The 11,719-nt window shown below is 28.4% G+C and carries 12 protein-coding genes; 11 read left to right on the forward strand and 1 reads right to left on the reverse strand.

Annotation, left to right across the window (positions count from 1 at the left end; all coding sequences use genetic code 11):
• The first annotated feature begins 12 nt into the window (after window positions 1-12).
• The 11 genes from miaB to BN2087_RS06105 all read left to right on the forward strand — a co-directional run bounded on the left by miaB (window position 13) and on the right by BN2087_RS06105 (window position 10,492).
• Window positions 13-1,365, forward strand: coding sequence for a tRNA (N6-isopentenyl adenosine(37)-C2)-methylthiotransferase MiaB (gene miaB / locus BN2087_RS06055; protein WP_049690931.1), 1,353 nt, complete (start codon window positions 13-15; stop codon window positions 1,363-1,365).
• Between the two features lie 21 nt (window positions 1,366-1,386).
• Window positions 1,387-2,364, forward strand: a complete 978-nt coding sequence (locus BN2087_RS06060) for a V0D/AC39 family V-type ATPase subunit (RefSeq protein ID WP_049690932.1) — start codon at window positions 1,387-1,389, stop codon at window positions 2,362-2,364.
• Between the two features lie 4 nt (window positions 2,365-2,368).
• Window positions 2,369-3,241: a V-type ATP synthase subunit I domain-containing protein gene (locus BN2087_RS06065; protein ID WP_049690933.1), complete on the forward strand. Its 873-nt coding sequence runs from the start codon at window positions 2,369-2,371 to the stop codon at window positions 3,239-3,241.
• A gap of 15 nt (window positions 3,242-3,256) precedes the next feature.
• A complete protein-coding gene (locus BN2087_RS06070) occupies window positions 3,257-4,669 on the forward strand; it encodes a V-type ATP synthase subunit I (protein WP_049690934.1) in 1,413 nt (470 codons plus the stop codon).
• 10 nt (window positions 4,670-4,679) lie between these two features.
• On the forward strand, window positions 4,680-5,105 hold the full coding sequence (locus BN2087_RS06075) for an ATP synthase subunit C (RefSeq protein WP_049690935.1): 426 nt from the start codon (window positions 4,680-4,682) through the stop codon (window positions 5,103-5,105).
• 1 nt (window position 5,106) lies between these two features.
• Window positions 5,107-5,343, forward strand: a complete 237-nt coding sequence (locus BN2087_RS06080; RefSeq protein WP_049690936.1) for a V-type ATP synthase subunit F — start codon at window positions 5,107-5,109, stop codon at window positions 5,341-5,343.
• Window positions 5,344-5,357: 14 nt separating this feature from the next.
• Complete coding sequence (locus BN2087_RS06085; protein WP_049690937.1) at window positions 5,358-5,978, forward strand: V-type ATP synthase subunit E; 621 nt, start codon at window positions 5,358-5,360, stop codon at window positions 5,976-5,978.
• The gene (locus tag BN2087_RS06090) at window positions 5,962-7,713 is read left to right on the forward strand and encodes a V-type ATP synthase subunit A (RefSeq protein ID WP_049690938.1); all 1,752 of its coding nucleotides are present in this window, start codon (window positions 5,962-5,964) and stop codon (window positions 7,711-7,713) included. Before BN2087_RS06085 ends, BN2087_RS06090 begins: the two co-directional genes overlap by 17 nt.
• Entirely contained in the window at window positions 7,710-9,083 is a 1,374-nt protein-coding gene (locus tag BN2087_RS06095; RefSeq protein ID WP_049690939.1) for a V-type ATP synthase subunit B, read from the forward strand. Before BN2087_RS06090 ends, BN2087_RS06095 begins: the two co-directional genes overlap by 4 nt.
• Window positions 9,076-9,699: a V-type ATP synthase subunit D gene (locus BN2087_RS06100; protein WP_049690940.1), complete on the forward strand. Its 624-nt coding sequence runs from the start codon at window positions 9,076-9,078 to the stop codon at window positions 9,697-9,699. Before BN2087_RS06095 ends, BN2087_RS06100 begins: the two co-directional genes overlap by 8 nt.
• 256 nt (window positions 9,700-9,955) lie before the next feature.
• Window positions 9,956-10,492 carry a TIGR01440 family protein gene (locus tag BN2087_RS06105; protein WP_049690941.1) on the forward strand — a complete coding sequence of 179 codons (537 nt, stop codon included), beginning with the start codon at window positions 9,956-9,958 and terminating at the stop codon, window positions 10,490-10,492.
• Between the two features lie 35 nt (window positions 10,493-10,527).
• Here BN2087_RS06105 and rodA read toward each other — a convergent pair whose 3' ends face one another.
• The gene (gene rodA / locus BN2087_RS06110; protein ID WP_049690942.1) at window positions 10,528-11,703 is read right to left on the reverse strand and encodes a rod shape-determining protein RodA; all 1,176 of its coding nucleotides are present in this window, start codon (window positions 11,701-11,703) and stop codon (window positions 10,528-10,530) included.
• Between the last annotated feature and the right edge of the window lie 16 nt (window positions 11,704-11,719).

Genomic DNA, 11,719 nt, shown 5'->3' on the forward strand with positions numbered 1-11,719 from the left:
TTAAGGAGATATATGCATTTAAAAAATAATGAAAAGTACAAGAATTATTTTAATGGAAAAAAATATAATATCACAACCTTCGGTTGCCAGATGAATGAGCATGATTCTGAAAGAATTTCTTATATCCTTGAAGAGATAGGATATACTTTTACAGAAAATAGAAATGAGGCCGATTTTATTTTATTTAATACATGTCTTGTTAGAGAAAATGCAGAATTAAAACTTTATGGTCAAGTTTCTAGTTTGAAAAAATTAAAAGAAGAATATCCAGAAAAAATTATTGCAGTTTCAGGTTGCATGATGCAAACAAGTGTTGCAAGAGAAGTTATTGAAAAAAAGCACAGGGAAGTTGATATAATTTTTGGAACAAAAAATATAAATTCTCTTCCAGATCTTTTATTTAAATATCTAGAAACTGGAGAAAGAGTAATTGATGTTTCTGAAGATAATGTCAAAGATGATTATGTAAATTATAATAGCAAAAATAATTTTCAAGCTTATGTAAATATTATGACAGGATGTGATAATTTCTGCTCTTACTGTATAGTTCCTCAATCAAGAGGAAGAGAAGAAAGCAGAAGACCATCTCATATTATTGAAGAAATTGAAAATTTGGTTAAAAATGGCTATAAAGAAGTAACTCTTTTGGGACAAAATGTTAATTCCTATGGTAATAAGTCTGATTTTAATGTGACTTTTCCTGAACTTTTAGAAAGATGTGCAAAAATTGAGGGCCTTCAAAGATTAAGATTTACAACAAGCCATCCGAAAGATTTATCAGATGATTTAATAAGGGTAATGAAAGAAAACGACAATATATGTAATTATTTTCATCTGCCTATGCAATCAGGATCTGACAAGGTTCTAAAAGATATGAATAGAAAGTATAATAAGGAACAATATCTTGAAAAGGCGAGAAAACTTAAGGAATCTATTCCAAACATAGCTATTTCTACAGATATAATTGTTGGATATCCAACTGAAACTGAAGAAGATTTTAAAGAAACTTTGGATGTTTGTAAGAAAGTTGGTTTTGATACAGCCTTTACTTTCAAATATTCACCAAGGCCAAAAACAAGGGCTGCAAAACTTGACCCTTTAGATAATAAAATTGTTCAAGATAGGTTCGACAGATTACTTGATACCTTGTATCCGATTTTTAATGAAAAAAACAAAGAATATATTGGAAAAGAAGTTGAAGTCTTATTAGAATCTGAAAGTAAAAATAATAAAAATGTTTTGACTGGTAGAACAGACACATTTAAACTTGTTCATGTAAAAGCAGATAAAAAATTAATAGGACAAATAGTTAAGGTGAAAATCACAGATAATACTTCATTTACTATTTCAGGTCACTTAGTTTAAGAATTTAAGAAAGAAGGCTTTATGAAAGCTTATGTAGTCAAAGCAAAAGCTAAATATGGCAAATTACCTAGTAAAGAAATTTGCAGAGATTTATTATATGAAGATAGTTTTGAAAGAAAAATAGATATAATTCGAAATAATAACAGTGAAATACCTAACGTTAATTCGAAAAAAGATTTAGAGATATATCTTTCAAACAAATTATATGATGATATATATTCATTTTTGAAATTTTTAAAAGGAGAAGAAAAAAATTTCTTTTTAAAATATATTTCAAGTTTTGAAGTTCAGCTTATGCAATTAATAGTTCAAGCTATATTAAATGACCATTTAACAGACAGTTTAGATCTTATAAAAAGAGAAAAATTTTCTCATAATATAAATGTGTCAAAAGATGATGATTTTAAAAGTTTCGTAGAAAAATCAAAACCTACAAGATATTACAGAACTCTTTATCCGTTTTTAAATGAAAATATGGAAAGGGATTCGTTAATATTTTTGATTTCAAATGCTCTAAATAAATTTTATTATAGGGATCTTTTGGATGAATGTAAAAAGTTACCAAAAGACATAGGAAGTGAGCTTAGAGATTTTATTGGAAGAAAGATTGATATTTTTAATATAGAAATGTTATTTAGGTTAAAAAACTATTTTTCATTAAATGATTATGAAACATTCAATTATTTAATTGAAGGAGGCAAATATTTAAAAACTGATGATTTAAAGAAAATGTCAAATTTATCTTTCGATGAGTTTAAAGAAGAAATTTTAAATAGTCAATATAAAGATTTCTTCTTATCCACTTATAATTTTTATAAAGCAAAAGAAGATCTACTAAGTGAAAATTCCAAGAAATTGGAAAATTCAAAGTTTGATTTATTAAAATTAATTTATATAGTTGATATGATGACAATTTCTAATAAAAATATAACTTGTATTTTAGAGTTTGATGAAACTTTTGATAAGGATGAAAAAAAGCACTATATAATAAAGAGGTGATAAAATGGCTGTCGAAAAAATGCACTTGGTTAATATTATGGCAAAACTTGAAAACCTAGATGATTTTCTTGAAGATTTGATAAACATAGATGAATTTGACCAAGTTGATGCTTTTAGACAAATACAAAACAGGGAATTTTCTATTAGGGCAAGTGAAGAAAATATTGATAAAACTGAAGATTTTAATGATCTTGAAAGTTTTGAAAAAGTTGATTCTTCCTTTATAAAAGATCTCGAAGATATAAAGGATTTTTTAAACATTGAAGATTCATCTGATGGTAAAAGAATTGATGAAGAAAAACTTGAAAAATTAATTAAGGTTTTTGAAGAAAATATAGAAAAGAAAAAAGAATTAGAAGAAAGAAACAAAAAGCTTGAAGAATATATTAATAACCTACAAGCCTTAGAAAATGAAGAAATAAATATTAATAAGATTAGAAATCTAAATTATTTTAATTACAGACTTGGGGAAGTTAGTAAGGATGGTAGGTTCATTTTGAAAAATAACTATGATTCTATACCATCATTAATTATTCACTTACAAAAAAATGATCCAGATATTAATATAAATAAAGAAGCCTTAAAAAGTATTTACAGCATTGATGACGAAACAAGTAAATTAAGATTTGATACTGATAATATCATCAAAAATGAAAATGATAATGTCAATAATGTAAGTATTGATTTGAATAAAGAATATGAAAAGAAAACCAAAGAAGATTCTAGTAAAATTTATGATGATATTTTAAAACAAGCTGATGTGAAAAATAAAGAGATTGAAAAATTCTATGAAAAAAGAAAGTCTGAAAGTCAAAAGATTTTTAGTTCTAAAAAAGATAGTATAGTAAAAGAATTTTTTGAAAAAATTATAAATTAGGTGAAAGGAGGTTTTATGAAATTATTAGAACGATTGGGTTTTAAAGATAAGAATAATAATTTAAACCAGTCAATTGAAAGTGGTAATGAGGACTACCTCTTAGTTTATCCTAAAAGTGTAGAAGATGAAGTAAACAGAACAATATCATCTCTTGGTTTTATTGATAAGGAAATCCCAGAAAAATCAAGTCTTGAGCAAATTAAAAAAGAATACAAAGAAAATCAAGAAAAGCTTAAAGAAGTAAATAAAAAACTTGAAAAAATTAAAGAAGAAAATATAGATGATTTGAAAAATCTTCCAAAAACAATTGATTTTTATAAAAAATCTTCTAAACTTAAGGAAAAAATGCTTAAGGGAAGAAAATATTTTTATTTATCAGGTTGGGTTCCACAATCAAAAATCCAAGTGGTAAAGGATACAGTCGACAAGTATGAAGACAGCTTAGTCGATCAAAAAAAAAATAGCCAGACAATAGCAAACCCACCCACGAAATTAAAAAATAATAAGATAGCTAGACCATTTGAATTTTTGGTAAACATGTATGGAGCCCCAAATTACAATGAGCTTGATCCAACAGGGTTTTTTGCAATAACCTATATGCTCTTGTATGGAATGATGTTTGGAGATTTGGGACAAGGATTGATATTTATTCTAGCTAGCTTTTTAATAGAAAAGAAAAGTAAAATTTTTGGTCAATTAGTAAGAAGAATCGGTTTTTCAGCATCATTTTTTGGTTTGATGTATGGATCATTTTTTGGAATTGAAGATTTGATACCAACATTATTAATAAAACCATTTGATAATATTTTAAAAGTCTTAGTTGCTTCAGTTGCTTTTGGAGTTATTTTACTTTTAATATCTTATATATTAGGAATATATAACAAACTTCACAAGCAAAAAGATTTGGAAGAAGGAGTTTTTGGAAAAGATGGTATAGCAGGATTAATAATGATGATTTCATTTATTTCAATAATCCTAAATATAGTAAAAGTAAATCCTATACCTATGCCTGTTTCTATAATCTTACTTATTTCATCAATAGTTTTGATGATATTTAAGCAACCAATTTCAAGAAGGCTTTTAGATATGTATCCGATATATGACCAATCAAGTTCTGATTATTATATTGAAAGTTCATTTTCTATAATTGAAGCTTTACTTTCAGTTTTCTCAAATTTAGTTTCCTTTACAAGGGTTGGTGCTTTTGCAATAAATCACGTTGGTTTATATATGGCATTTGAGGTTATGAGCAAACTTGTAGGTGGCGGATTTATAGGAATAATAATTTTAATATTCGGAAATATTTTAATTATTGGTCTTGAAGGAATGATAGTTTTCATTCAAGGATTAAGGCTAGAATTTTACGAAATGTTTAGTAAATATTACAAGGGAGACGGACAAAAATTTAGTCCAATAAGTAAATCATAAGGAGATAACAATGATTTTAATTTCAATATTAGCATTAGCTTGCGTAGTAATTACAATTTATTCAGGTTTATACCTACTTAAAAACAACGAAGATGGATCAAAAGAAAAAATTAGAAAAGCATTAAAAATTAATTTATCAACATTTATACCTATAATGGTAATGATTTTGGTTTTAGTTTTACCAAATGGTGTAAAGGCAGCTGCAGCAGGAAATGCTAGCCAAGCAGGAAATGGTTTAAAATATATTGGCGCAGCTTTATCAACAGGTCTTGCAACAATTGGTACAGGATATGCAGTAGGTCAAGTAGGATCAGCAGCTCTTGGTGCAATATCAGAAGATGCTTCAATTCTTGGTAGAACAATAATTTTCGTAGGACTTGCTGAAGGTATTGCAATCTTTGGTGTAATTATTTCTATAATGATTTTATTCTCTTAAAATGAAAGCAAAAATTATAACAAATGACATGTCTTTTCTTCTTGGCTTTAGGCTTGGAGGAATTGATGGTCAAATTGTAGAAAATAAAGAAGATATATCTTATAATTTCAAAAATTTTACTAAAGAAAAAGACTTAGCTTTAATTATTTTCTCAAAGGATTGTTATGAGAAAATCAAAGAAGAAGTTGAAAATTATAGGGTAGAAAATGCTACTCCTTTAGTGGTAGTTTTGGATTAGTAAAGGAGAATTGAATGCTTGATTTAAGTGCAAAAATTTCGAGTTTTAGAAAAATGGTTTGGTCAAACGAAAAAAGAAAAAGCGAAAAGCAATTGTATGATTCAACAGACTATTCTTCAAAAACTTTAAATGAAATAAAAAATAATTTAGAAAAAAATTATAATCAATATATTGAAAAAAGAGAAGAATTTGCTAAGGCAAGAAAAAATGAAAAGATAGCAAATATTTCTCAAATTAAAAAAACTTCTTATTACAAGTTTAAACAATCACTATTAAACCAATTAATTGATGAAATAAAAGAAGAGTTGAAAACTTATAGCAATAGCGATGAATATAAGAAAAAACTTGTAAAAGAAGCAAATGAAGTATACAAAAATTTATCAGAAAATAATAAAGATTTAATTTTATGTGTAAAAAAATCTGACCAAAATTTGTTCGATTTTAATACAGATATAATGGATGATTCTAAAATTGGTGGTTTTGTTATAAAAAATAAAGATTTAACCTACCAATATGATTATTCTTTAGAAAAAAAATTAGAAAATTACAAATACGAAATTGGTAGTAAATTTTATAAGATAATTTCTGATGAATTTGAAAAAGAAATGGAGGATGGTGATGACTCCAACAATTAAAACAATAAATGGTCCAGTTATAGAAGCAAGAGATGCATCAGACTTAAAAATTAGAGAGATGGTGACAGTTGGTGATTTAAAACTAATTGGTGAAGTTGTATCAATTGATGGAGATTATGCAACAATCCAAGTTTACGAAGATACTTCTGGTCTTAAGGTTAATGATGAAATAATTAAAACTGGTAGGCCCTTATCAGTAAGACTTGGGCCTGGCATGATAGGAAATATGTTTGATGGAATCCAAAGACCTCTTGACAAAATAGCAGCTAAACACGGATCTTTTATTCCATCAGGACTTGGTCTTTCAAATCTTGATGAAGATAAAAAATGGGATGTAAAAATAAAAGTTAAAGTTGGAGATAAAATAAAAAAAGGCCAAATTTATGCAACTATTGATGAAAGTCCCATAATTGAGCATAGACTTATGTCAAATGTTGACGGAGAAGTTGTAGAAGTATCAGCTGACGGCAAATATACAATTGAAGATGTAGTTGTAAAAGTTAAAACTGATCAAAAAATTGAAAATTTAAAACTATATCAATATTGGCCAGTAAGAATCCAAAGACCTATTAAAAGATCAAAATCTTTAAGTGAGCTGCTTCTTACAGGTCAAAGAGTTTTGGATATATTTTTCCCAATAGCAAAGGGAGGAACTGTTGCAATTCCAGGAGGATTTGGAACTGGAAAAACAATGCTTCAACACCAATTAGCTCAATATTCCAATGCCGATATAATTATTTATATTGGTTGTGGTGAACGTGGAAACGAAATGACTCAAGTTCTTGAAGATTTTCCAGGACTTATTGATCCAAATACTGGAAGAGGTCTAATGGAGCGAACAATTCTTATTGCAAATACTTCAAATATGCCAGTAGCTGCAAGAGAGGCGAGTATTTATACTGGAATTACTATGGCTGAGTATTTTAGAGATATGGGTTATGATGTTGCTTTGATGGCAGATTCTACTTCAAGATGGGCAGAAGCCTTGAGAGAAATTTCTGCAAGACTTGAAGAAATCCCAGCTGAAGAAGGATATCCTGCTTATCTTGGATCAAGACTTTCACAATTTTATGAAAGAGCAGGAGATTTTCACAATTTAAATGGAAGTCAAGGATCTGTTACTTTAATTGGAGCAGTTTCTCCAACAGGTGGAGATTTTTCTGAACCTGTAACAGAAAATACCAGAAGAAGTGTAAATGTATTTTTGGGTCTTGATAAAAATCTTGCCTATTCTAGACATTATCCTGCTATAAATTGGCTAACATCATATTCAAACTACCTTAATCAAATGTCAGATTACTATGAAAATATTACTGGAGAAGATATAATTTCACTCAGAAATAAAATGATGGAAATTTTAACTGAAGAAGATAAGCTTCAATCAATAGTAATGCTTGTTGGAAAAGATTCTTTATCAAATAAGCAAAAAAATCTTTTGGATGTTGCAAGTGTTTTAAAAATTGCATATCTTCAACAAAATGCTTTTAATGATATTGATAAATATGTCCCATTAGATAAGCAAATACAGATGTTAAAAGTTATAGAAAATTATTATAAACTTTCTAATGAAGCAATTGATAAGGGTATTTCTTATAAAAATCTTTATAATAAATCTTTAATTTCAAAGATTAACTCAATGAAATATGATATAAAAAATGATGAAAGTGAAAAATTTGTAGAATTAAACAATTATATTCGCTCATATTTTCAAACATTAGAAGAAGGTGAAAAATGAGAAAGCAATATACAAGAATTAAAAAAATAGAGGCATCTATAATTGAACTTGAAAAAGTTGAAGACATTGCCTATAACGCAGTTGTAAAAATTCATACTTTGGGAGAAGATTTTATTGGACAAGTTGTAAAAATTGAAGATGAGACTGTAACAGTTGAAGTCTATGGTAATACTCAAGATTTTTCTCTTAATGATATTGTAGTAGAATTTGAAGAAAAACCTCTTGAAATTCCTCTTAATGAATCTATTTTGGGTAGAACCTTTAATGGAATTGCACGACCAATTGATGATGGTGGAGAAATTTATTCTGAGAAATTTTATTCAGTGGAAGGAAACCCGTTAAATCCAGTTGCAAGAGAATACCCAAGAAACTTTATCCAAACAGGAATTTCATCAATTGATATTTTGACAACTTTAATTCGTGGACAAAAACTTCCTATTTTTTCTGGATCAGGAATGCCACACAATAAAATTGCCGCACAAATTGTAAGGCAAGCAAAATTAAAAACTGATGAGGATTTTTGTTTTGTTTTTGCTGCTATGGGAATCAAAAAAGATGAGGCCATGTTTTTTGAAGATGCTTTTACCAAAGCTGGTGTAAAAGATAAGGTAGTAATGTATGAAAATTTGGCAGATGATCCAATTATGGAAAGATTAATTACTCCAAAATGTGCACTTACAGCTGCTGAATATTTGGCTTTTGAAAAAAATAAACACGTTTTGGTAATAATTACAGATATAACTTCTTATTCTGAAGCTCTTCGTGAAGTTTCTTCAATAAGACAAGAAGTTCCTTCTCGTAAGGGATATCCTGGATATTTATATTCAGATCTTGCAAGTTTATATGAAAGAGCTGGTATGATTGAAGGAGTTAATGGATCAGTTACTTTGATTCCTATTTTAACAATGCCAAATGATGATATTACTCATCCAATTCCGGATTTAACTGGTTATATTACCGAAGGACAAATTGTAATTGACAGAAGTTTAGATCAAAAGGGAATTTATCCTCCAATAAATATTCTTCCTTCTCTTTCAAGACTTATGAAAGATGGAATTGGTGAAGGATATACCAGGAAAGATCATGAAGATTTGATGAACCAATTATATGAATCTTATTCAAAAGTTCAAGAAATTAGAAGTATTTCTCAAATTGTTGGGGAAGATGATTTATCTGATGTTGATAAATCTTATTTGAAATTTGGAAAAGATTTTGAAAATAGATTTTTAAGCCAAGATTCTTATGATAATAGAAGTCTTGAAGAATCTTTGGATTTAGGATGGGATATTTTGAAAATATTACCTATTGAAGAAATCCACAGGGTAAGCCCAGAAAATAAAGAAAAATTCTTGGGAGTTAAAAATGACTGAAACTAAATTTGCTCCAACTAAGGCAAATTTGATGAAGGCAAAAAATCAACTTGGTCTTATCAAAGAAGGTTATGATATTCTTGATAAGAAAAGAAAAGCCTTGATTGGTCAATATAACGCCAAAATAAATCAAAGAAATGAACTCAATAAAGTTGTAAATTCATATATAAAAGATGTTAAAAAGAATATAAAAAAAGCTATAGTAACAACTGGGGAAGATAGGCTTAAATCTATTGCCTTATCAGTTCCCTTGGATGAATCAATTACTCTTAAAGAAAAAAAGTTTATGCAAACTAAAATTTTTGAGATAAATTTTGATGAAAAAAAATTAGACTTATCATATTCATTAAATCTAACAAGTTCTTTGTTTGATGAAGCTTTACTTTCTTTAAATAATTTGAAAGAGAAAGTTTATAAATTAGCTGAACTTGATACCACTATAAAAAATTTGGATACTGAGATTAAAAAGACTTCTAAAAAAGTAAATTCGTTAGAAAAAGTTCAAATTCCAAATTACGAAGCAATAATAAAGTCAATTTCAGGTCAAATTGAAGAAAGAGAAAGAGAAGAATTTTCCAAGACAAAAATAATTAAAAACAAAAAAATTAATAAGTAAAAGGTAGATGATTATTTCATCTCAGAGCGTAGACAAAGTAAGCTTAATAATTCAATAATGATTTAAAAATAAAATTACGCTAAAACCCATCTCGACTAAGTGAGTGAAACGAACGCATGGAGAGATCTCATGAGATTTCTCGACTCACTAGGTTCGCTCGAAATGGGTGAAAATTCAGTTTGTCAACAGTCTGAGATGATTATGTCATCTATCTTTTTTTATGGGTATATTTCTAATATAAGGACTAGGAGGGCTTATGGAAGATATAAAAAATGAAGTTAAAAAAGCTTGTTTGGAAATTCTAGAAAAATCTAAGGCCAAAGAAGGGGATGTTTTTGTTCTTGGTGGATCTTCTTCTGAAATTTGTGGCTATAAAATCGGATCACATTCTAGTGAAGAAATTGGGGAAATTGTTGTAAAAACTTTGCTTGAAATTTTAAATGAGAAAAAAATCTATCTTGCTGTTGGTGGTTGTGAGCACATAAATAGGGCCATTGTTGTTGAGAAGGAACTTGCTTTAAGAGATAGGTATGAGATTGTTTCGGTTGTACCACAAATTCATGCTGGTGGATCTTTTGCGACTGCTGCATATAAAAATTTTAATGATCCTATCGTAATTGAGCACATAAGTGGAGATTTTGGTATGGATATTGGAGATGCAAATATCGGTATGCATATAAAATTTGTTCAAGTTCCACTTAGGTTGGAAATTAAAAATATTGGCTTTGCTCATTTAACTGCCCTAAAATCAAGACCAAAATTAATTGGTGGAATAAGGGCGAGATATGAATAAAAAAACCTTGCAAATTTATTTTTGCAAGGATTTTTTTATTTGTTTTTAGATAAATTTATTTTTCTATTTTTTGTATTATTAAATTTTATCGTTTCATAATCGCTTGTGTCTTCTATGTCATAAGATGACTTTTGCATTGATGCTGATAGGGCAAGTCCTATATTTATAAAACAGATTAGTAAAAATGTTCCTCCTGATGAGAAAAATGGGAGGGGAATTCCTGTTACAGGCATAAGTCCTATAGTCATTGCTACATTTTCAAAAATATGGACAAAAAACATAGCGCAAATTCCTGAAACCATTAGAGAGATGAAAGTATTTTTGGATTTTTTGCTTATAATTAAAAGCCTATAAATCATAATAACAAAGGCAATTAACATAAGAAGAGCTCCAATAAAACCCAACTCTTCTGCAAGAACTGAAAATATAAAATCACTTTCTTTTTCAGGAATGTATCCGTATTGGGCTTGGGTTCCTTTCATAAAACCTCTTCCTGAAAACATACCAGAACCAATTGCAATTAGTCCTTGTTGTTGTTGCCAACCACTTCCTGATGTATCTCTTGATGGATCTAAAAAGTCGTGAATCCTATCTGCCTTATATCCTTCTAAATTTAAAAACAAAATTAAGGCTCCAACAATAGCTACTGACAAAAGTCCAATAATCCATTTCCAAGAAAGTCCCGCCAAAAATAGCATTACAGCTATAAAGAAAATATAAACCATGGCTGTACCAAAATCTGGTTGCAACAAAATAAAAATTATTGGTGTGAAGGCAAAAACTAAAGTTTTTAATAATCTTGATGGATCATTTATGTCATTTTTGTATTTTTCTAAATAAGCTGCTAGGGCAAAAATAATTCCTACTTTTGTAATTTCAGAAGGTTGGACTTGAACAGGTCCAAGAATCAACCATGAATTTGATCCCCACCTTTCAGCTCCTTGGCCTAGAAAAATTGTTAATATCAAAAGTAATAAGGAAACTCCATAAATAGGATAGGCCGCTTTTTTTAAAACATCCATGTCCATGGTACATATTAAAATTATAAATAAAAAACCTAGAAGGCTTGCAAAAATTTGACTTCTAATTGCTAATAAATTGCCAGAAAAGGCTGAGTAAAGGACAAAAAGTCCAAATATGCTCAAAAAAGCTACACTTAAAAACAAAAGCCAGTCAAATTTTTTTAAATCTTTTTTCTTAATATTAAACATTAAATCACTCCAATTC

It is taken from the genome of Anaerococcus jeddahensis, from assembly GCF_001182725.1.
GTDB lineage: Bacteria > Bacillota > Clostridia > Tissierellales > Peptoniphilaceae > Anaerococcus > Anaerococcus jeddahensis.